Source organism: Metallococcus carri, assembly GCF_011440275.1.
Taxonomy (GTDB): Bacteria; Actinomycetota; Actinomycetes; order Actinomycetales; family Dermatophilaceae; genus Metallococcus; species Metallococcus carri.
Map to the genome: position 1 here is coordinate 1 of NZ_JAAOIV010000006.1, position 20,856 is coordinate 20,856.

The 20,856-nt window shown below is 70.4% G+C and carries 23 protein-coding genes; 11 read left to right on the plus strand and 12 right to left on the minus strand.

Features of this window, described 5'->3' with window-relative positions; genetic code table 11:
* The first annotated feature begins 267 nt into the window (after positions 1–267).
* Positions 268–660 carry a lytic transglycosylase domain-containing protein gene (locus tag G9U51_RS09130; RefSeq protein WP_166196231.1) on the plus strand — a complete coding sequence of 131 codons (393 nt, stop codon included), beginning with the start codon at positions 268–270 and terminating at the stop codon, positions 658–660.
* Between the two features lie 61 nt (positions 661–721).
* Complete coding sequence (pknB, locus tag G9U51_RS09135; protein WP_166196235.1) at positions 722–2,647, plus strand: Stk1 family PASTA domain-containing Ser/Thr kinase; 1,926 nt, start codon at positions 722–724, stop codon at positions 2,645–2,647.
* Here the strand turns inward: pknB and G9U51_RS09140 are convergent, their stop codons facing one another.
* Both G9U51_RS09140 and G9U51_RS09145 read right to left on the minus strand, forming a co-directional pair.
* Positions 2,648–4,099 carry a class II 3-deoxy-7-phosphoheptulonate synthase gene (locus G9U51_RS09140; RefSeq protein WP_166196237.1) on the minus strand — a complete coding sequence of 484 codons (1,452 nt, stop codon included), beginning with the start codon at positions 4,097–4,099 and terminating at the stop codon, positions 2,648–2,650.
* On the minus strand, positions 4,053–4,895 hold the full coding sequence (locus G9U51_RS09145) for a lysophospholipid acyltransferase family protein (RefSeq protein ID WP_207948176.1): 843 nt from the start codon (positions 4,893–4,895) through the stop codon (positions 4,053–4,055). The genes G9U51_RS09140 and G9U51_RS09145 overlap by 47 nt, the downstream gene beginning before the upstream one ends.
* A gap of 97 nt (positions 4,896–4,992) precedes the next feature.
* On the opposite strand from G9U51_RS09145, the gene G9U51_RS09150 reads away from it, so the two are divergent.
* Positions 4,993–5,703, plus strand: coding sequence for an alpha/beta hydrolase (locus tag G9U51_RS09150; RefSeq protein WP_166196241.1), 711 nt, complete (start codon positions 4,993–4,995; stop codon positions 5,701–5,703).
* On the plus strand, positions 5,700–6,146 hold the full coding sequence (locus G9U51_RS09155) for a hypothetical protein (RefSeq protein WP_166196243.1): 447 nt from the start codon (positions 5,700–5,702) through the stop codon (positions 6,144–6,146). Before G9U51_RS09150 ends, G9U51_RS09155 begins: the two co-directional genes overlap by 4 nt.
* A gap of 5 nt (positions 6,147–6,151) precedes the next feature.
* On the opposite strand, the gene G9U51_RS09160 is transcribed toward G9U51_RS09155, so the two are convergent.
* From G9U51_RS09160 to G9U51_RS09190, 7 genes are read right to left on the minus strand one after another with little or no spacing between them, the layout of a single operon-like run.
* Entirely contained in the window at positions 6,152–6,847 is a 696-nt protein-coding gene (locus G9U51_RS09160) for an endonuclease/exonuclease/phosphatase family protein (protein ID WP_166196245.1), read from the minus strand.
* Positions 6,844–7,815: an ROK family glucokinase gene (locus G9U51_RS09165; RefSeq protein WP_166196247.1), complete on the minus strand. Its 972-nt coding sequence runs from the start codon at positions 7,813–7,815 to the stop codon at positions 6,844–6,846. The genes G9U51_RS09160 and G9U51_RS09165 overlap by 4 nt, the downstream gene beginning before the upstream one ends.
* A complete protein-coding gene (locus tag G9U51_RS09170; RefSeq protein WP_166196249.1) occupies positions 7,812–8,759 on the minus strand; it encodes an ROK family glucokinase in 948 nt (315 codons plus the stop codon). The genes G9U51_RS09165 and G9U51_RS09170 overlap by 4 nt, the downstream gene beginning before the upstream one ends.
* Before the next feature lie 5 nt (positions 8,760–8,764).
* The gene (locus tag G9U51_RS09175; RefSeq protein WP_166196251.1) at positions 8,765–9,187 is read right to left on the minus strand and encodes a hypothetical protein; all 423 of its coding nucleotides are present in this window, start codon (positions 9,185–9,187) and stop codon (positions 8,765–8,767) included.
* The gene (locus tag G9U51_RS17845) at positions 9,188–10,135 is read right to left on the minus strand and encodes an ArsA family ATPase (RefSeq protein WP_166196253.1); all 948 of its coding nucleotides are present in this window, start codon (positions 10,133–10,135) and stop codon (positions 9,188–9,190) included.
* Positions 10,132–10,572 carry an SRPBCC family protein gene (locus G9U51_RS09185; protein WP_166196255.1) on the minus strand — a complete coding sequence of 147 codons (441 nt, stop codon included), beginning with the start codon at positions 10,570–10,572 and terminating at the stop codon, positions 10,132–10,134. The genes G9U51_RS17845 and G9U51_RS09185 overlap by 4 nt, the downstream gene beginning before the upstream one ends.
* 14 nt (positions 10,573–10,586) lie before the next feature.
* Positions 10,587–11,264 carry a hypothetical protein gene (locus G9U51_RS09190; protein WP_166196257.1) on the minus strand — a complete coding sequence of 226 codons (678 nt, stop codon included), beginning with the start codon at positions 11,262–11,264 and terminating at the stop codon, positions 10,587–10,589.
* Positions 11,265–11,464: 200 nt separating this feature from the next.
* On the opposite strand from G9U51_RS09190, the gene G9U51_RS09195 reads away from it, so the two are divergent.
* The gene (locus G9U51_RS09195) at positions 11,465–12,418 is read left to right on the plus strand and encodes an aldo/keto reductase (protein WP_171715569.1); all 954 of its coding nucleotides are present in this window, start codon (positions 11,465–11,467) and stop codon (positions 12,416–12,418) included.
* Here the strand turns inward: G9U51_RS09195 and G9U51_RS09200 are convergent.
* Positions 12,415–12,657: a hypothetical protein gene (locus G9U51_RS09200; RefSeq protein ID WP_166196261.1), complete on the minus strand. Its 243-nt coding sequence runs from the start codon at positions 12,655–12,657 to the stop codon at positions 12,415–12,417. The genes G9U51_RS09195 and G9U51_RS09200 overlap by 4 nt on opposite strands.
* 147 nt (positions 12,658–12,804) lie before the next feature.
* Here G9U51_RS09200 and G9U51_RS09205 point away from each other — a divergent pair, with 147 nt between their 5' ends.
* Both G9U51_RS09205 and G9U51_RS09210 read left to right on the plus strand, forming a co-directional pair.
* Positions 12,805–14,550 carry a DEDD exonuclease domain-containing protein gene (locus G9U51_RS09205; protein ID WP_166196263.1) on the plus strand — a complete coding sequence of 582 codons (1,746 nt, stop codon included), beginning with the start codon at positions 12,805–12,807 and terminating at the stop codon, positions 14,548–14,550.
* Complete coding sequence (locus tag G9U51_RS09210; protein WP_166196265.1) at positions 14,547–14,828, plus strand: Lrp/AsnC family transcriptional regulator; 282 nt, start codon at positions 14,547–14,549, stop codon at positions 14,826–14,828. The genes G9U51_RS09205 and G9U51_RS09210 overlap by 4 nt, the downstream gene beginning before the upstream one ends.
* Positions 14,829–14,832: 4 nt before the next feature.
* Here G9U51_RS09210 and trpD read toward each other — a convergent pair whose 3' ends face one another.
* Positions 14,833–15,888, minus strand: coding sequence for an anthranilate phosphoribosyltransferase (gene trpD / locus G9U51_RS09215; protein WP_166196267.1), 1,056 nt, complete (start codon positions 15,886–15,888; stop codon positions 14,833–14,835).
* An 8-nt stretch (positions 15,889–15,896) separates the two neighbouring features.
* On the minus strand, positions 15,897–16,337 hold the full coding sequence (locus G9U51_RS09220; RefSeq protein WP_166196269.1) for a response regulator: 441 nt from the start codon (positions 16,335–16,337) through the stop codon (positions 15,897–15,899).
* Between the two features lie 118 nt (positions 16,338–16,455).
* Between G9U51_RS09220 and ctaE the strand changes: the two genes are divergently transcribed.
* From ctaE to qcrB, 4 genes are read left to right on the plus strand one after another with little or no spacing between them, the layout of a single operon-like run.
* Positions 16,456–17,118 (plus strand): aa3-type cytochrome oxidase subunit III, encoded by a 663-nt coding sequence (gene ctaE, locus G9U51_RS09225; RefSeq protein ID WP_166196271.1) that lies wholly within the window; start codon positions 16,456–16,458, stop codon positions 17,116–17,118.
* A 52-nt stretch (positions 17,119–17,170) separates the two neighbouring features.
* The gene (qcrC, locus tag G9U51_RS09230; protein ID WP_166196273.1) at positions 17,171–17,959 is read left to right on the plus strand and encodes a cytochrome bc1 complex diheme cytochrome c subunit; all 789 of its coding nucleotides are present in this window, start codon (positions 17,171–17,173) and stop codon (positions 17,957–17,959) included.
* Positions 17,959–19,053, plus strand: a complete 1,095-nt coding sequence (qcrA, locus tag G9U51_RS09235) for a cytochrome bc1 complex Rieske iron-sulfur subunit (protein WP_166196275.1) — start codon at positions 17,959–17,961, stop codon at positions 19,051–19,053. Before qcrC ends, qcrA begins: the two co-directional genes overlap by 1 nt.
* Positions 19,050–20,837, plus strand: coding sequence for a cytochrome bc1 complex cytochrome b subunit (gene qcrB / locus G9U51_RS09240; protein WP_166196277.1), 1,788 nt, complete (start codon positions 19,050–19,052; stop codon positions 20,835–20,837). Before qcrA ends, qcrB begins: the two co-directional genes overlap by 4 nt.
* Positions 20,838–20,856: the final 19 nt, after the last annotated feature.

Below are 20,856 nucleotides of genomic sequence, written 5' to 3' on the forward strand. Positions count from 1 at the left end.
GGTCTACAACCAGCGCCGGCGACACAGCTCGCTCGGCCAAATCAGCCCGATAGCCTTCGAGAACACACTCATCACCGCGGCCGACCAAGCCGCTTAACGAGATGTCCACGAAACGGGGTCAACCCCACCGGCGAGCGCATCCTCATCCCCGGCCAGGCCGCCCCCGCCAAGCCGCCGGCCAAGCGCGCCACCCCCAAGAAGCCCGGGCCGACGACCAAGCTGCAACGCGAGATCGCGGCCTCGCGCGCCAAGCTCGCCCGCACCAGCGTGCCCAACCGCGAGCAGACGCGCGCGCTCATCGTCGCCACCGCCCGCCGGTATGGCGTGAACCCCAAGCTGGCGCTCGCCATCGGCTGGCAGGAGTCCGGGTGGAACCAGCGCGCGGTGTCCTCGACCAATGCCGTCGGCACCATGCAGGTCATGCCGAGCAGCGGCGTCTGGGCCGGTGAACTCGACGGCCGCAAGGTCGACCTCTACAAGACCGAGGACAACATCCGCGCCGGCGTGGTGATCCTGCGTTTCCTCACCACCCACGCCTCGTCGATGGACCAGGCCATCGCCGGCTACTACCAGGGGCTCGGCGGGGTCCAGTCGCGCGGGATGTACCCCGACACCAAGGCCTACGTGCGCGCGGTCAAGGCGCACATGTCCCGCTACTGACGCGCCACACCGCCGTCATACCTGACCGCCGCAGGCGCCGGCGGAATCTACAGTGGAGGGCGTGCCCGCCACCGTGAACCACTCGATCGTCGGTCGGATCGTCGACCAGCGATATCGCGTGCTGCGGCATATCGCCGACGGTGGGATGGGCTCGGTCTTCGTCGCGATGGACGAACGGCTTGACCGCGAGGTCGCGCTGAAGGTGATGCGCCGTGATCTGGCGGGCGACGAGGGTTTCGTGGCGCGCTTTCGCCGCGAGGCGCGCAGCGCGGCGCGGCTGTCGCATCCCCATGTCGTGTCGGTCACCGACCAGGGCAGCGACGAGCACTATGTCTTCCTCGCGATGGAACTGGTGCGCGGTCGCACGCTCCGCTCGGTGATCCGCGAGGACGCGCCGCTGCCGGTGGGCCGCGCGCTCGACCTGATGGATCCGGTGCTCGACGGCCTGGCCGCGGCCCACCGGGCCGGCCTGGTCCACCGCGACGTCAAGCCGGAGAACGTGCTGATCGGCGACGACGGCGTGGTCAAGGTGACCGACTTCGGCCTCGCCCGGGCGGTCAGCACCGACTCGGTCACCGCGGACAGCAACGTGCTGCTCGGCACCGCGTCGTATCTGTCGCCCGAGCAGGTCGAGCACGGCACCGTCGACGAGCGCTCGGATGTGTATTCGGCGGGTCTGCTGCTCTATGAACTCCTCACCGGCGCCAAGGCCTACCCGGGCGACTCCCCCATCCACGTCGCCTACCAGCATGTGCACGGCACGATGCCACGCGCCTCCGACACCGTGTCCACGGTCCCGCCGGAGGTCGACGACCTGATCGCCTTGGCGACCGCGAAGGATCCGCAGGACCGGCCAACTTCCGCCGCCGACCTGCTGGTCGCCCTGCGCACGACCCGGCAAAGCCTCGACCACGACACCCTGGAGCACGCCCCCGCCCGGCCGCGACAGCGCGCCACACCCGCCCCGCCCCGATCGCCGGGCCGGCCCATCGCCACCCCCGGCCGTCCGCCGGAGCCGGTGAACCACACCGAGAATCTCGCCACCGCGACCGGCCGGTTCAGCACGGCCGAGGACCTGCCCGGCCCGACTCCCCGGTCGGTCTACCGGCGTCGGCGACTGGCGCTCTTGCTCGTGCCGCTGCTGCTGGTCGCCGCCTTCGCCGGGTGGCTGTTCACCCTCGGCCCGCTCGGTCAGGTCGCCGTGCCCACGGTGCGCGGGCAGCAGCAGGGCGCCGCCGTCGCCGCGCTGCATCAGGCCGGCTTCCGCGCCAAGGTCGCGCCCGCCTTCAGCGAGCAGGTGCCCGCCGGCACGGTGATCACCACCGCTCCCGGCAGCGGCACCGACGTGCGCCGCGGCAGCACCGTGACGCTCAGCGTCTCCAAGGGCCCGGAACGGTATGCCGTGCCCGCCCTCGCCGGCAAGACCCGCGACCAGGCGGTCGGCATACTCGCCTCCTCGCACCTCAAACTGGGCGCGGTCACCGAGGCGTATGACGAGAAGGTGCCGTCCGGTCGGGTCATCTCCAGCGATCCCGCCTCCGGCGCCTCGCTCAAGCCCGGCACGGCCGTCCAACTCGTGGTGAGCAAGGGCAAACAGCCGATCCCCGTGCCCGACGTCACCGGCAAGGCCAAGGCCGACGCCGAGAGCCAGCTGAAGGGCCTCGGGCTGGCGGTGGACTACGCGACCGACGCCTACAGCGACACCGTGCCGTCGGGGTCGGTGATCAGCAGTGACCCGCCGAGCGGCACCACGCGCTACAAGGGCGATGCCGTGACGCTCACGGTCAGCAAGGGCCCGGAGATGGTGACGGTGCCGAACGTGATCGACCTGTCCTCCGGTGAGGCGCAGCAAAAGCTCGAGGCTCTCGGGCTCACGGTGAAGGTGCAGCGGGTCTTCGGCGGCATCTTCGACACCGTCCGCGACCAGAGCATCGCCGAGGGCCAGCAGGTGCGCAAGGGCACCACGATCACGCTCAGCGTGGTCTGATCAGACCGCCGACCGCTTGGCGAGCATCTCGGCGACGAGGAAGGCCAGCTCCAGGCTCTGCTGGTGGTTCAGCCGCGGGTCGCAGGCCGTCTCGTAACGCTTCTCCAGGTCGGCGTCGATGATCCGCTCCGAACCGCCCAGGCACTCGGTCACGTCATTGCCGGTGAGCTCGACGTGCACGCCACCGGGCACGGTGCCGAGCTGCTCGTGCACCTCGAAGAAGCCCTCGACCTCATCGACGATGGTGTTGAACTCGCGGGTCTTGTAGCCCGTGGAGGACTCGAAGGTGTTGCCGTGCATCGGGTCGCACACCCACACCACCTGAGCGCCCTCGGCGGTGACCTTCTCCACCAGCCGCGGGAGGCGGTCGCGGACCAGGCCGGCGCCCATCCGGGTGATGAAGGTCAGCCGGCCAGGCGTGCGCTGCGGGTCGAGCACCTCGATCATCCGCAACACCTCGTCCGGGTCGGCGTTCGGGCCGAGCTTCACCCCGATCGGGTTGTGGATGCGCGAGACGAAATCGAGGTGCGCCCCGTCGAGCTGCCGGGTGCGCTCGCCGACCCACACGAAGTGACCCGAGACGGCATACGGGTTGCCGGTGCGTGAGTCGATCCGGGTGAGCGGGCGCTCGTAGTCGAGCAGCAGCGCCTCGTGGCTGGCGAAGAACTCCACCGCCGACATCGGCGTGGACTCGAAGTCGACACCGCAGGCGAGCATGAACTTCATCGCCCGGTCGATCTCGGCCGCCATCGACTCGTAGCGGGCGTAGGCGGAGTTGGCCACGAAGCCGCGGTTCCACTCGTGCACATGGCGCAGGTCGGCGAACCCACCGGTGGTGAACGCGCGCACGAGGTTCAGCGTGGCCGCGCTGGTGTGGTAGGCGCGCACCAGCCGCTGCGGGTCGGGCGTGCGCGCCTCGGGCGTGAACGCGAAGTCGTTGACCATATCCCCGCGGTATGCCGGCAGGGTCACCTCCCCGCGCGTCTCGTCGTTCTTGCTGCGGGGCTTGGCGTACTGCCCGGCGATGCGCCCCAGCTTGACCACGGGCGTGCTCGCGCCATAGGTGAGCACCGCGGCCATCTGCAGGATCGTCTTGACCCGGTCCCGGATGTTGTCGGCGGTGGCGGAGGCGAACATCTCCGCGCAGTCCCCGCCCTGCAGCACGAAGGCGCGGCCGACGGCGGCATCGGCGAGGCGCTCGCGCAGGATGTCGCACTCGCCGGCGAACACCAGCGGGGGCAGGGACCCGAGCTCGGCCGAGGCGGCGCGCAGCGCCTCCTGGTCGGGCCAGGTCGGCTGCTGAGCCGCGGGCAGGGTGTCGTCGAAGGTGGCGCGAACGTTCACATCAGCAGGGTACGCGGCGTGTCGCGGCGCGCCGCAGGCGACCGCAGTGCGGACGGCCTGCTCAGGATCCGGACGCCCGGCTGGGCTCGTCCGCGTCGACGGCGACATCGCTCGAGTCGGCGTCGGTCGTCTCCTCCGCGGACTCGGGCGGGGCCTCGACAGCCTCCGGCTTGCCGTCGCCGCCGCGCCGCACCCGGTCGGTCACGATGTGCGCGGCAGCCCCGCCGATCTCCTTGACCTTGCCCGCGATCCGGTCCTTCACCGTGGAGGCGTAGACGTCGACATACTCCTGCCCGGACAGCAGCATCAGCTCGTACATCACCTCGTCGGTGATCGAGCGCAGCACGAAGCGGTCGTCCTGCATCCCGGCATACCGGGAGAAGTCCATCGGCTTGCCGATGCGGATGCCGATCCGCATGATCTTGGGGACGATCTGGCCGGTCGGCTGGGCCTTGTCGGTGCCGATCATCGCGACCGGGATCACCGGCACCCCGGCCTCGAGCGCGAGGCGGGCGACGCCGGTCTTGCCCTTGTAGAGCCGCCCGTCGGGCGAGCGGGTGCCCTCGGGGTAGATGCCGAAGAACTCTCCGCGGCGCAGCACCTGCAGACCGGATTTCAGCGCGCCCTCGGACGCGCTGCCGCCGGAGCGGTCGATCGGGATCTGGCCCACGCCGGAGAAGAACGCCTTGGTGAGCCGGCCCTTGAGCCCGGTGCCGGTGAAATAGTCCGCCTTGGCGACGAAGGTCATCCGCCGCGGCAGGATCAGCGCCAACAAGAAGGAGTCGGAGAACGACAGGTGGTTGCTGGCGAAGATCGCACCGCCCTTGTCGGGGATGTTCTGCTCACCATCGACCCAGGGCCGGAACATCAGGTTGAGCGCGGGGCCGATCAGGACCCGCTTCATCAGCCAGTACAGCACCGTCGCCTCCCGTGCGTCTCGTGTCGCCTCGCACCCTATCCGTCCCCGGCTATGCCCGGCCGAAGGATGCGAGGATGACCGTATGCAGATCAGGCAGGGCGCCGAACCGCTGGCCCACGACGGCGCGGCGACCTCGGTGGTCCTGTGCCACGACCTCGGTGGCACGCCCGGCGGCGTCGCGCAGATCGCGCAGGCGCTGATCGCCGACGGGCTGACCGTGCGGGTGCCTCGGCTGTCCGGTCACGGCACCACCGCGCGCGATCTCGCGCGCACCCGGTGGAGTGATTGGTATGCCGAACTCGACGCCGCCTGTGCCGAAGTCACCACTCGCGGCGGTCGGTTGGTCGTCGCCGGAGCTGGGGCCGGGGCGGCGCTCGCCGCGCTGGTGGCCTGCACCCGAGATGACGTGCTCGGCCTGGTGGCGATCGACCCGCTGGCCGCGCCCGTACCGTTGTCGCGCATCCACCGGGCTGCCCGGGCGATGGAGGGCCTCACCCGGGCGCGCCGCCCGTTCGGTGCCTCCGGCTCCGGTGGTGGTTTGCCGGTGTTAACCCGGGCCCGGCAGTGGGAGCTCGCCACCCGGGTGACGCGTGATCTGTCCGATGTGACCGCCCCGGTGCTGCTGATCCGGTCGGTGGCCCTCGGTCCGGCATACGCCGAGGCGGCGGAAATCTTCGCCTCGCGCGTCTCGAGCACCGACCTGACCGTGCGCGAGATCTCCGGCGGCGCACAGACGCGCCCCGACGAGGTGGCCCGGCACCTGCTCGCCTTCGCCCGGAAGGTCACGTCGTGACCGGCCCGTCCGACGACGACATCGACCGGCGGTTCGCCGAGATTATCGGTGAGGAATGGCCAAGCTCGCCGGTCGACTCCGATGCGAGTGCGAAGTCCGACGAGGCTGAACCTCAACCTGAGCCTGACCCCGAGCCTGCGCCGCTCGACCTGCCCGACCAGTGGCGGATGCCGACCGGTCAAAGCCTGATCGACGAGGTGGACACCTTCACCCCGCCCCAGCCGCGGCCGCTGCCGCGGGACGAGATGTTCTGGGTGATCGCGGTCTGCCTGATCGGTGGTCCACTGTGGCTGCTCTATCTGTTCCTCTTCGACCGGTATGCCGGCGGCCTGTGGTGGGTGCTCGCGTGCGCCACCAGCGTGATGGGGGTGGTGCTGCTGGTCATCCGCCAGCCGCCGAACCGCGAGGACCAGGACCCGGACGACGACGGCGCGGTCCTGTAAGCCTTCTAGCGGGCGAGGGCGGACAGGTCGAGGTCGACGACGATCGGCCGGTGGTCGGTGGCCCGGCCGAACAACGCGGGATCGATCTCCAGTTGTGGCACGGTGGCCGGCAAGGACGGCGAGGCGAAGATCGCGTCGATCCGCTTGACCGGAGCCTTGGCCGGGAAGGTCGGCTCGTCCGCGCTGACCGGTCGCAGGTCCGGTGCGAAGGTGCGCCAGACGACATTGCCCGGTGTCTCGTTGAGGTCTCCCCCGATCACGGCCGGCAGGCCCGCGCGGCGCAATTCGCCGAGCACGAGTTGCGCGTGTGGTCCACGCTCGGCACCCCGCAGCGTCATGTGCAGGCTGGCCGCGGTCAGCGGCGAGTGACCGGGCAGCGAGACCATCGCGATCGCGTAACCGCGCGGTTCGTCACCGCGGCGCACGGGCAGGTTGCGGTGCACCGCCGAGTGCACGCCCACGCGCAATCCGGTGAGCATCGTGGTGCTCATCCAGCCGCGCTTGCCGCCGCTCCAGGTCATCTTGACCGAGGCGGCGAAACTACCGATTCGACTGTCCGACAACGGGTGTCGCGGAGCCTCCTGCAGGAAGAGCAGGTCCGGGTCGATGGTGCGGACCACCTCGCGCAGCGCCGCGCGGTCGTCCTTGAACGCACGCACGTTGTAGGACGCCACGCGCAGTCGGTGGGGGTCGCGGATCATGCGTCACTTCCTTCGCGGGCGAGGTCGGCGGCCCCGACGAGGCCGGCTTCGTTGCCGAGGGTGGCGTGGGCGATCCGGGCTTCGGGGCGGTAACCGCGGCCGGACAGGTGCCGCCGGAAGGAGTCCCGCGCGGGCGAGAGCAGCATCGGACCGGCGGCGCTGACCCCGCCGCCGATGACGAAGGCGCCCGGGTCGAAGGCATTGGCCAGATTGGCCAGGCCGGTGCCGAGCCAGGTGCCGATCTCGGCGAGCAACTCGGCGGCGGTCGGGTCGCCGGCCTGGGCGGCTTCGGTGATCATCGGGCCGGTGAGCCGCAGCGGATCACCGTCGACGAGGGCGGCCAGGTCGGCACCGAGGGGCGACCCGGCGACGACCAGCGAGCGTGCCTCGCGCACCAGAGCGTTGCCGCTCGCGTACTGCTCCCAGCAGCCACGGTTGCCGCACTCGCACCGGTGTCCGTCGGGCACGACCTGCATATGCCCGAACTCCCCCGCGATGCCAAACCGGCCCCGCTGGATCTGCCCGTCGACGAGGACGGCGCCGCCGATGCCGGTGCCGAGGGTCACCATGACGACATGGGATTCTCCCTGCGCGGCGCCGAACCGGTGCTCGGCCCAGCAGGCGGCATTCGCGTCGTTGTCGACGAACACCGGCAGGTCGACCCGTTGGGTCAGGGCGTCCCGCAGCGGCTCGTGCCGCCAGGACAGGTGCGGTGCGAAGACCACGGTGGCCCGGTCGGACGAGACGAAGCCGGCAGCCCCGATGCCCACCGCGACCGGCGGGCTCGAGGCGAGCCCGACGAGTTCTTCGACGACGTCGACGATGACGTCCTCGACCACATGCGGCTTGGTCGAACGATGCGGTGTGTCGCGCCGGGCGCGCTGCACGATTCGGCCGGACTCGTCGACCAACCCGGCGGCCACCTTGGTGCCGCCGATGTCGACCCCGATCGCGAGGCGTTCGCTCACAGACGCTCCCGCACCAGCGCGGCCGCCCCGATCATGCCCGCGTCATTGCCGAGGTCGGCGGTGACGAAGGTCGCGAGCGGCCGGTGGCCGCGCCCGGTGAGCAGCCGGCCGTATGCCGCCCGCATCGGCTCCAGCAGCAGGTCGCCCGCGTCGGCCACGCCGCCGCCGATGACGAACCGCGAGGGGTCCAGCACCGAGGCGATCGTGGCCAGGCCCTCGCCCAGCCAGGTGCCGAGGTCGCCGAGCAGTTCGACCGCTGCCGGGTCGCCCTGCTGAGCGGCGGTGGTGATCATCGGGCCGTCCAGCTTGCTCGGGTCACCACCGCACGCCTCGGAAAGCGTTGCGGCATAAGGCGATCCGCTGGTGACCAGAGCACGGGCCTCGCGCACGAGGGCGCTGCCGCTGGCGTAGGCCTCGAGGCAGCCGCGGTTGCCGCAGCCGCACAACTGACCACCTGGCACCACCCGGATGTGCCCGATCTCGCCGCCGATGCCGTAGCTGCCGCGGAACAGCTGGCCGCCGATGATGATGCCGCCACCGACACCGGTGCCGACCGTGACCATCACCATGTCCGGGTCGCCGGCCCCGGCGCCGTGCGCGTACTCGCCATACGCCGCGGCATTGGCGTCGTTCTCGATGACGACCGGGACCGAGACATGCTCTTCGAGCCGCTGCTTGAACGGCTCGTCGCGCCACGCGAGGTTCGGCGAGAAGAGCACAGTGGTGCCCGCAGCGTCGATGTAGCCGGCGCACGCGACCCCCGCCCCGGCCACCTGGTCGCCGTCGGCGAGCTCGTTGATGAGCTCCGAGGTCGCCTGCACCAGCGCGTTCGGATCCTGGGCGGGCGTCTCCCGCTTGCCCGAGCGGACCACCCGCCCGTCCCCGGACACGAGCGCGCCGGCGATCTTGGTGCCGCCGATGTCGATGCCAATCGTCGAAGTCACGGGCGTCATTGTGCCGAGTCGTCGTCTTCGTCGCCGTCAACCGGTACGGATGTCGTATGCCGGGTGCCCGCGTCGCTCCCCTTGGTCTGCTCCGGCGAGGGGCCGCGGCGGTCGTTCGCCAGCGCGTGCAGCGACGCGGCGGCCATGCCGACGAAATCGGCCATCCGGTCGATGATCTCGGGGCTGAGGGCGTCCACGAAGCCCGCGACCCGGCATACCGGACAGATCCCGCAGACCCGTTCGGTGAGCGGACCCGAGCAGCACCCCTCGGCGGCCGACTGAGGTGGTGGTGCCTCCGCCTGCTGGGTGGCCGCCGATGCCTCGGCACCGGCCCAGCGCGTCAGCGACTCGACGAGCTTGCGCGCCTCGTCGGCGACGGACGCGGCGGACGCGGCCGGGTCGTCGCCGGGCGGTGGCTGGCTGGGCATCTAAGACTCCTCGTCGGCGGCCGCGCGCGCGGCGCGGAAGGTGACCTCGAGGATGCCTTGCGCCAGGCGCGCCCGGCTCGGATGGTGGCGGCGCAATGCGGACGGCAGCACCAGCACGCGATGCCAGCCATACGCCCGCAGGGTGAGCAAGTCGCCGTCGCGATCGACGGTGAGGCCGCGAAAGTCGATGTGCGGCAACGGCATTCGCCAGGTGATGGCATCACCGGTCTCGGTGATGGAGACCTCGGCGGGCGTGCGCGGTGCTGCGAGAAGTTCGATCGGATCCGCGTCCTCAACCAAGGTGACGGCCGGCACCTGCGCGAGCGACAGACCCGCGGCCAGGCGGTCGGCCTTCGCCGGTCCCTGGGGTGACCCGCCGGGCACGAGCAGCGCGACGCAGTCGGCCGTCAGCAGGTCATCGACCTCGGCAGCCGTCTGCTGCAGCGCTGGCACGCGCCGCAGCAGGTCCGCACCCGGCCAGAGCCCGTCGAGCGCGAGTGCCGCGACCGGCCGGCTGGCGCGCAACCAGCCCCGCTGCAAGGTCGCGACCCGCCCGGCGGCCAGCCCACTCGACCGGGCCGCGAGCGCCAGCCCGGCGATGGCTGCTCCGGCGTCGACGACAATGTGGTCGGTCTGGCCGGCCAACTGCGGCAAGGCGGTGAAGAGGGGCAGCAGGCTGCGGTCGCCGGCCGCCGCGACCAGGTCGGCCAGTCGGGCGTCCAGGCCGATGCCGTCCAGCGCCGCTGCCAGCCGGTCGCCACCGGCCCCGCCGCTCTCCCAGATTTGCACGTCCGGGCCGGTGAGCGCACCGGCGCCGAACTGCGAATCCGCAGCAGCGACAACGACTTTCGCGCCGCTCGCGGCCAGGATGTCGGCCAGCGCGGCCGCCGTGGTGGAGGAACCGGCACCGCCGGGTCCGCCGACCAGGATCAGCCGCGGCGCGTTCACGCCTCGGCGCGCTTCTTCAGGCCCTCCAGGGCGGTGTCGATGATCGTCCGCTCGGCCTTGCGGCGCAGCATCGCGATGACCGGCATCGCGATGTCGACCGTCAGTTGGTAGGTGACCGTAGTCGTGCGATCGCCGCGCAACTGGTAGCTGCCGTCGATGCCCTTGAGCAGGTTGGACCGCACCAGATGCCAGCGCACCTCGCCGGTGCCGTCCTGAGCGACCTCCCAGTCGTAGCCGAGGGTGTAGGTGTCGCGCACGACGCCCGCATCGAGCACGAACTCGACCTCCCGCGGCCAGCCCAGCCCGTCCTCGCGCAGCACGGTCGCGCGGCGCACGTGGTCGCTCCACTGGGGGTAGGTCGGGAAGTCGGCGATGATGGTGAGCACGGTCGCAGGGGCGGCGTTGATCGTCACCGTGGACTGGGTGCTGTCGGGCATGGCCGCGACGATACCTACCGCTTTCCGCGCAGATATGCCTGGTAGGCGCCGGTCAGGCCGGCCGGCTCGGCACCGAACGCTCGACGGAACGCCGCGGTCGTCCCGGACGCCGTGCCAGCCCCGTCCACCGCGCGCACGAAACCGGTGAATGCCGCCCGCCCGAAACGCGTCACCAGGAAGCCACACCACGCCCAGGCTTCGCCATAGGCCGGTTGCGGATTCGCCGCGGCGAAGGCCGCGTCCGCCGGTGGCCCGCTCGGCAGGCGCCCCTGCCGCACCCTCGCTGCGAGGTCGGGCGCGATCCGCGCGAACGGCAGCCTCGTGCCGTCGTATGCCGTGACCTCTGCGCTGCCTTCGACCACCCAGTCCGGCACGTCGCGCAGACCTGTTTGACCGAGCAGGACATGCGTCAGCTCGTGGGTGAGGACGACCAGCCGGCCCGGCCGGTCGACCCGCTCGAAGAGCTGCGGGCTCAGCACCACCCGGCCACCGTCCAGCGCAGTCGCGGCCACGCTCGAGCCGTCACCGTTGCCGCCCGCCGCCTGGAACTGCTCGACCGTGCGGGGCACCAGCACGGTGATCGCCGGATTCGCGGTGATGCCCCAGAAGGCGCGCACCCGTTGCCGGGCCGTGGTGGCGTCGGCAAGCACCTCGGCCAACCGCGCGGCAGGTTGTGCGCCGGTCACCGTCACCCCGGCCGCGCTCCGCGACGAGCCCGACGAGGTCGGCGAACCCGTCGAACCCCTCGAAGGCGCGGTCGAGACCGCAAAGGTGGACGAGGACCCCGGCATACTCCAGGAACAGGACGCGAGCGCCAGAACCACCGGGAGCGCCACGGCGGCGGCTCGTCCACGGCGACCTGGCAGCACCGCCACATCGTAGGGTGCGAGATATGGACTACACCCAGCTCGGCAACTCCGGACTGACCGTGTCGACCGTCGGGCTGGGGTGCAACAACTTCGGCTCGCGGATGGCCGATGACCGGGTGCAGTCGGTCGTCGATGCGGCGATCGAGGAAGGCATCACCCTCTTCGACACCGCGGACATCTACGGCGGGCGCGGTGGCTCGGAGACACTGCTCGGCGCAGCCCTTCGGGGGCGGCGCGACGAGGTGATCATCGCCACGAAGTTCGGCATGGACATGGACGGCGCTAACGGGCCGGACTGGGGCGTGCGGGGGTCGCGGCGCTATGTGCGAAAGGCGGTGGAGGCCAGCCTGCGGCGCCTTGGCACCGACTGGATCGATCTCTACCAGTTGCATCGGCCGGACCCGAAGACACCAATCGCCGAGACGCTCGGCGCACTGACCGAACTCGTCCGCGAGGGCAAGGTGCGCTATGTCGGCTCGTCCAATTTCTCCGGCTGGCAGGTGGTCGACGCCGACTGGGTGGCGCAGACCCGCGCGCTCGAGCCCTTTGTGAGCGCGCAGAACGAATACTCCTGGCTGCACCGCCAGGTCGAGGCAGAGGTCGTGCCGGCGCTCGAGCACACCGGACAGAGCCTGCTGCCCTTCTTCCCCCTCGCCTCGGGCCTGCTCACCGGCAAATACCGCCGCGGCGCGGACGCCCCCGCGAACAGTCGGCTGGCGTCGATGCCCGACCGGCTCGCCGAAGCCGATTTCGACGTCATCGAGCGGCTGGCCGTCTTCGCACAGGAGCGCGGCATCACCATGCTCGACGTCGCGATCGGTGGCTTGGCGGCCATGCCGACCGTGGGCTCCGTCATCGCTGGCGCCACCAGCGCCGAACAGATCCGCGCCAATGTCGCCGCCGGTCAGTGGCGGCCCTCTGGCGACGACCTCGCGACCTTGCGCGAGATCACCGCTCCGCCCGAGCGGGCGGCCTAACCCACCGAGCGCAGGCTCCCGTCCTCGGCGGTCTGCACGACGGCGGTCCGGGCATCGGCGGGTGCCACCAGGCCGAGGTCCACCCACGCGGTCAGCACCTGCCGCTCGCGCTCGTCCAGCGCAGGCTGCGCCGGGTCAGTCGTGGCGGTCGGGCCGTCGAGCAGTTGCAGCAACACCTGCATCGAGCAGTCGTCACAGTGCCGGCCCCGTGCGGGGCAGCCGTTGCAGTCGATCAGCATCGTCTTCGCCTCCTTCGTCCGATCTGCCCCGCACGCTATGACCGACCACCGACACACCTCCCGATCCAGCGGTCGAGGGCCGCTCCCCCGAACCCTCGGCCGCGTGTCAGAGGGGTCTTGTCGGTGGCCGGTCATACCGTCCTTTGCATGACCGGCTCGCACGCCGTCCAGGCGACCTTCGAGGACCTCGGCACCCCGCTGCACGAGGTGACCTTCGTCGTCGTCGACTTGGAGACCACCGGTGGCCGGCCCGGCGCTTCACAGATCACCGAGGTCGGCGCGGTCAAGGTGCGCGGCGGTGAGGTGCTCGGCGAGTTCCAGACCCTGGTCAATCCCGGCGAACCGATCCCCGCCTTCATCGCGATGCTCACCGGCATCAGCGACGCGATGGTCGCGAGGGCACCGCGCATCGGCACCGTGCTGCCGGCGTTCCTGGAGTTCGCGGCCGACTCGGTGCTCGTGGCGCACAACGCCGGCTTTGACATCGGCTTCCTGCGCGCCGCCTGCCGCGATCTCGACCTGGTCTGGCCGGGCCCCAAGGTGCTCGACACCGTCCACCTCGCCCGGCAACTGGTCACCCGCGACGAGGCCACCAACCACAAACTCGCCACCCTGGCCCAGCTCTTCGGCGCCACGACCACCCCGGACCATCGCGCACTGCACGACGCGCGGGCCACCGTCGATGTGCTGCACGCCCTGCTCGGCCGGGTCGGCAACCTGGGTGTGCACACCCTGGAGGAGCTGTCGTCCTACACCGCACGCGTCACTCCGGCGCAGCGGCGCAAACGGGTGCTCGCCGACGGATTGCCTTCTGCCCCAGGGGTTTACGTCTTCAAGGACGCTCAGGGCCGGGCGCTATATGTCGGCACCTCGGTCGACATCAAGCGCCGCGTCCGCAGCTATTTCACCTCCTCCGAGCAGCGCACCCGGATGTCGCAGATGGTCGGCCTCGCCACCGAGGTCACCCCAATCGTGTGCCAGACCGCCCTCGAGGCGCAGGTGCGCGAGCTGCGGCTGATCGCCGAGCACAAGCCCCGGTTCAATCGCCGCAGCCGCTTCCCCGAGCGAGCGATGTGGCTGAAGCTCACCGACGAGCTCTTCCCCCGCCTGTCGATCGTGCGCGAGGTCCGCGACGACGACGCGACCTATGCCGGCCCCTTCACCTCCCGCTCCGCCGCCGAGTTAGCGATGGCGGCGCTGCACGAGGTGCTCCCGCTGCGGCAGTGCACCCGCCGGCTGGGCCGGCGGGCGGGCGAAACCGCTTGCGCGTTGTTCGACATGGGCCGCTGCGGCGGCCCGTGCATCGGCCAACAAACCCCTTCCTCGTATGCCGAGGTGGCGGCCGAGGCCGAGCGCATCCTGGCTGCCGACGCCCGCCAGGTGACCACCGCCCTCGACGCGCGCATGTCGGCGCTCAGCCGCGACCAGCGGTTCGAGGACGCCGCGGTCGTGCGCGACCGGATGCTGGCGCTGCTCAAGGCCGCCGCGCGGTCCCAGCGGCTGGCGCCGCTCGCCCGCAGCCCCGAGGTGGTGGCGGCGGCGCGCAGCGCCCTGGGCGGCTGGGAGATCGTGTGCGTGCGCTACGGCCGGTTCGCCGGCACCACGCTCGTGCCGCGCGGGGCCGATCCCACGCCCTATATCGAGGCGCTGCGCGAGTCCGCCGAGCAAGTCGCCCCGCCGACGGCACCCGCCCCGGCCGCGCTCACCGAGGAGACCGAGAAGGTGCTCGCCTGGCTGGAGCGGCCGGGCGTGCGGATGGTGCACGTCGACGGCGAATGGGCCTGCCCGGTGAATGGCGCGGGCGCCGCCCGCCATCGCCTCGCGCCACCGTCCGGCGTGGCCGGCTTCGACCGCGGAGGCTGGGAGGTCGGCGCCGCTACAGTGGCCTCGTGATCTCCGCGATTGTCATGATCCAGGCCGATGTCGACAAGATCCCCGAGGTCGCCGAAGCGATCGCCGAGGTCGACGGCGTGGCCGAGGTCTATTCGGTGACCGGCGAGTGCGATCTCATCGCCCTGGTCAAGGTCCCACGGCACGAGGACTTCCACGACGTCATCGCCGACCGCATCAACAAGATCCCCGGCATGCGCGAGTCGCGCACCCACATCGCGTTCCGCACCTATTCCAAGAACGACCTCGGCGCGGCCTTCGCGATCGGGCTGGACGAATAACGCCTCAGCGGGCGGTCGCGCTGATCCAGCGGTCCAGGGCCGCCCGCGCCGCGCCCGAATCGAGGGCCTCGCCGGCGCGCGCCATACCCGCCTCCAGTGCGTCCTCCAGCGTCCCGGCACCAAACCGCTGCGCGCCGGCTCCTGAGGCGACCACGGCGAGCGCCATACCGGCATTGAGCACGACCGCGTCGCGGACCGGACCCTTCGCTCCGTCGAGCAACTCGCGCACCACCTGCGCGTTGTAGGCCGCGTCACCGCCGCGCAGCGCACTGATCGGCACCGTCGTGAGTCCGTGCCGGGCGGGATCGACCGTATGCCGGCTCACCTGCCCGTCGCGGACCCACCAGAGGGTGGAGGTGGTCGACAAGGTGAGCTCGTCCAGGCCGTCGTCGCCCCGGAAGACCGCCGCATGGTCCCCGCGCTCGGCGAAGACCCCCGCCACCAGCGGCGCGATCCGCGCGTCGGCGACCCCGGCGGCCCGATAGCGCGGTGCGGCCGGGTTGGTGAGCGGGCCGAGCACGTTGAACGCGGTTGGCACGCCCAAGGCGGCGCGCACCGGACCGGCATGGCGGAAGGAGGGGTGGAAGGTCTGGGCAAAGCAGAAGGTGATGTCCGCCTCGCGGGCCACCTCGGCGACCCGGGCCGGTTCGAGGTCGAGCCGCACACCCAGCGCCTCGAGCACGTCGGCCGCTCCCGAGGAGGAGGTGGCGGCCCGATTGCCGTGCTTGACCACTCGCGCACCGGCTCCGGCGGCCACGATCGCCGACATCGTGGAGATGTTGACCGTGTGCGCCTTGTCGCCGCCGGTGCCGACGATGTCCAGGGTGTCGCCGTCGACGTCGATCAGGTGGGCGTGCGCGAGCATCGCGTCGGCGAGGCCGCGCAATTCGCCCACCGTCTCCCCCTTGGCGCGCAACGCGACGAGGAAGCCGGCCAGCTGGGCGGGGTCGGCCTCACCGCGCATGACGGTGTCCATCGCCCAGGCGGTGTCCTGGGCGGAGAGGTCCTGCCCGGCGAGCAACGAGGTCAGCACCTGCGGCCAGGTGCGCTCGGCGGCCATCGGGGGCGTCAGTCGCCCTGGCGGGCGAGGGTGGCGATCGTCGAGGTGAGCAGCAGCGGGTCGAGCGGGTGCGGGACGGCTGCGTCGGCCTGCGACCAGGACGCCAGCCAGCCGTCCGCGGCGCGCCCGGTGAGCACCAGCACCGGCGGGCAGTCCTCGATCTCGTTCTTCAATTGCTTGCACAGACCCATGCCACCGACCGGGGTGGCCTCCCCGTCGAGGATCAGCAGGTCGTAGCGCTCCTTCTCGACCGCCTCGATGACCGCCGGGGCGGTCGCGCACTCGCGCCAGGCGGCGATCTCGACGTCACGAGCCGGGCGGCGGCCGACACCGACGCGCACGGCGTCCCGGGTCGAGCTGTCGTCGCTGTAGAGGAGCACGGTGAGGCGGTGCTCGGCGGTGCGGGCGGCCGGGGCGATGGCCTCGGCCTGGGGGCTCGTCGACGTCATACTCCGATGCTACCGACGCCGGGTGGAACCCGCTGCGCCGCATCATCGTTGGACACTACGGCGCGATGGCTCCAACGTCGGGGGGTCGGGAGGCAATCGCGATACCGATGGGGCCATAATGGCGGACGTGGCGACCGCAACGACTGCTTCGCGCAGCAACCATGGCATCCCCGCCGGGCACGGCCCGGTGACGCGACCCAATATGACCGCCGTCGGCACGATGGTGTGGCTGTCCAGCGAGCTGATGTTCTTCGCGGGTCTGTTCGCGATGTACTTCACGATTCGCGCGGTCGCCCCCAACCTGTGGGCCGAGCGCACGGCCGAGCTGAATGTGCCGTATGCCGCCGCCAACACCCTCGTGCTCGTCATTTCCTCGGTGTGGTGCCAGCTCGGGGTGTTCAAGGCCGAGGCCGGCATCCCCTCCCGCACCGGCAAACTGCTGCAGGTCGGCAGCTGGGGCATGCGCGAGTGGTACGTGCTCACCTACATCTTCGGCTCGATCTTCGTCGCCGGTCAGGTGCTGGAGTACTCCGAGATGTTCAGCGCGGGCATCTCGCTCGACTCGGACGCCTACGGCTCGATGTTCTACCTCACCACCGGCTTCCACGGTCTGCACGTGACCGCCGGCCTGATCGCCTTCCTGCTGATCATCGGGCGCACCTTCACCAGCAAGAAGTACACCCACCACCAGGCCACCGGCGCGATCGTCACCTCCTACTACTGGCACTTCGTCGACGTGGTGTGGATCGCGCTGTTCGCGACCATCTACCTGCTGAAGTGATCAGGCCCGCCATGACCCGCCCCTTCCGAACCGTCGACGACAGGACCCAACCGTGAGTGCCCTCGCCGCCCGGCGCCGTCATCCGGCCGCGCTGCTGATCGTGCTGATCTTCGCCATGGCCGTGTTGGGCGGGCTGTATGCCGTGCTCGCGCCCAAGAGCGCCGATGCCGCGGAGGCCACCGCCAACTCCGGTCAGATCACCGCTGGCCGGCAGTTGTTCATCTCCAACTGCGCGAGCTGCCACGGCAGCAACGCCGCCGGTGGCCCGGCCGGTCCCTCGCTGGTCGGCGTGGGTGCGGCCTCGGTCGACTTCCAGGTCGGCACCGGCCGGATGCCCTTGCAGCAGCCGGGGGTCCAGGCCCAGCGCGCCAACAAGCCGCAGTTCACCCAGGCCGAGATCAACCAGCTCGCGGCATACGTCGCCTCGCTCGGCACCGGCCCGGCGGTGCCCCCGTCGCAGTACACCAACGGTGGCGGCAATATCGCCAAGGGTGGCGAGTTGTTCCGCGTCAACTGCGCGATGTGCCACAACTTCGCCGGCTCCGGCGGCGCCCTCACCCGAGGCAAATACGCCCCGAGCCTGATGGACGTGTCCGGCAAGCATGTCTACGAGGCGATGCTCACCGGGCCGCAGTCGATGCCGGTCTTCAACGACACCAACCTGTCGCCGCAGGACAAGAAGGACATCATCTCCTATCTGAAGAACGTCAAGGAGGAGCCGTCGCAGGGCGGCCACAACCTTGGCCTGTTCGGCCCCGTGCCCGAAGGCATGTTCGCTTGGACCATCGGCATCGGCATCCTCATCGGCGCCGCGGTCTGGCTCGGACGGAAGGCCGCCTGATGACGATCGATCAACCTCGCAACGACAAGGACGGTGCGGTGAGCTCGCACGACGGGCATTCCGAGGTCGCCACCCGCGACGGCGCCCCGGCACAATTCGAGAACCCCGGGCTGCCGCCCCATGTGCACCGTGCCGGTGACCATGACGAGAAGGCCGCCAAGCGCTCGGAGCGCCAGGTCGCCGCGCTGTTCACGATGTCGATGCTCGGCACGGTGCTGTTCATCGTGTCCTATTTCGCGATCAGCGCCGACGATGTCGTCACGCTGCCGCTGATCGGCCCGATGAAGGCGCTGCACGCGGCACTCGGCACCACCCTCGCGATGTCGCTGCTCGGCATCGGCCTCGGCGCGGTCCACTGGGCCAAGACCCTGATGTCCGACGAAGAGGTGGTCGAGGAGCGGCATACCCTCCGCTCGCCCGACGAGGCCCGCGACGGTGCGCTGAAGATCCTCGAAGAGGGCGCGGAGTCCGCGCAGTTGAAGCGCCGTCCGCTGGTGAAGTACACCCTCGGCGCCTCGATGGGCCTGTTCGCCCTCCCCCTCGGCCTGCAGCTCGTCGGCTCGCTCGGGCCGCTCCGCCGCTCCAAGGTGGTCGGCGACCTGCAGACCACGCTGTGGGACAGCAAGCTGCCGAACGGCAAGCCGCGCCGCCTGATGCGCGACCCCGACAACACCCCGATCCGCCTGTCCGATGTGACGCTCGGCTCGGTCTTCCACGTGCTGCCCGAAGGCATCGACGAGGCCGCCCACCCGCAGAACGAGAAGGTCAAGGCGTCGGTCATCCTGGTCAGCCTCGAGGAGAGCGTCATCAAGAGCGCCCGCGAGAAGGCGTGGGGCATCGGTGGCGTCGTCGCCTACTCCAAGATCTGCACGCACGTCGGCTGCCCGGTCGGCCTCTACGAACAGCAGACCCACCACCTGCTCTGCCCGTGTCACCAGTCGACCTTCGACATGACCGACGACTGCAAGGTGGTCTTCGGCCCGGCCGGCCACCCGCTGCCGCAGCTGAAGATCTCCGTCGACACCGAGGGCTATATCGTTGCTGACCAGGGCTTCAAGGAGCCGGTCGGCCCGAGTTTCTGGGAGCGTTCATGACCACCTCGCGACCTGCTGACGACCTGCGCAAGGACGACAAGCGGGACGAGCCCAAGGGCAACGGCGGTCCCGCCGGCGCCATCGCCAACTGGGTCGACGAGCGCACCGGTGCCGCCAAGGGCGCCCGCTTCTTGATGAAGAAGGTCTTCCCCGACCACTGGTCCTTCATGCTCGGTGAGATCGCGATGTACTCGCTGATCATCCTGCTGCTGACCGGCACCTTCTTGACCTTCTGGTTCGTGCCGAGCATGGGCGAGACGGTCTACAACGGCTCCTATGTCCCGCTCAAGGGCGTGCAGATGTCGGAGGCCTTCAAGTCGACGGTCAACATCTCGATGGACGTGCGCGGCGGCCTGCTGATCCGCCAGATCCACCACTGGGCGGCGCTGCTGTTCCTCGTCTCGATCATGTTGCACATGGCCCGGGTCTTTTTCACCGGCGCCTTCCGCAAGCCGCGTGAGATCAACTGGATCATCGGCCTGCTGCTGTTCATGCTCGCGATGGTCGAGGGCTTCGCCGGCTACTCACTCCCCGACGACCTGCTGTCCGGCACCGGCATCCGGGCCGCCGAGGGCTTCATGCTCTCCATCCCGGTGATCGGTTCGTATGTCGCCTCCCTCGTCTTCGGTGGCGGCTTCCCCGGCGAGGCGATCATCCCCCGCCTGTTCACCGTGCACGTGCTGCTGCTGCCGGCGATCATCGTCGGGCTGTTCACCGCGCACATCATCTTGGTGATGGTGCACAAGCACACCCAGTACCCCGGCCCGGGCCGCACCAACAAGAACGTCGTCGGCTTCCCGCTGATGCCGGTCTACACCGCCAAGGCGGGCGGCTTCTTCTTCATCGTCTTCGGTGTGACCGCGCTGATCTCGGGCCTGGTCACGATCAACCCGATCTGGATGTACGGGCCCTACGAACCGACGATGGTGACCGCCGGCTCCCAGCCGGACTGGTACATGGGCTTCGCCGACGGTGCCTTGCGCCTGCTGCCGGGCCGGCTGGAGTTCACGCTGCTGGAGCACACCTTCGTGTTCAACGTGTTCATCGGTGCCATCCTGCTGATCCCGCTGATGTGGACGGCCATGGGCATCTACCCCTTCCTGGAGAAGTGGGTCACCGGTGACAACGAGGAGCACCACCTGCTCGACCGGCCGCGCAACGCTCCGACGCGCACCGGCATCGGCATGGCGTTCTTCGTGTTCTACTTCGTGCTCTTCTTCGCCGCCGGCAACGACCTGATGGCGATCAAGCTGCACCTGTCGATCAACGACATCACCTGGGCCTTCCGCATCCTGACCTTCCTCGGCCCGGTCATGGCCTTCTGGATCACCAAGCGGCTGTGCCTGTCGTTGCAGCGCCGCGACCGTGACCTGGTGTTGCATGGCCGCGAGACCGGCCGGATCATCCGCACCGCCGAGGGTCGCTTCTTCGAGGCGCACGAGCCGCTCAACCGCTACCAGCGTTGGCCGCTGGTCTCCTTCGCCTCGCACGCGCCGGTCTCGTTGCCTGCGGGCATCGACCGCAACGGCGTGCGCCGCCGTAAGGCTGCGGCCGACAAGATGCGGGTGCGGTTGTCGCACTTCTTCTTCAACGACCGCATCGAGCCGGTGACCCCCGCCGAACTCGAGGCCGCGCACCACCACGACGAGCCGGTCCGCGAGGAGATCGACCACACCGTCGAAGAGGCCCGTCGCCTCGAAGGTGACGACTTCGGCGGCAAGCTGCACGGCGGAGCCGAGGAGCTGTCCTCCTCCAGCGCGTACGGCCACCCCGACCAGCGCTGACCCGCACCCATCGAACCGG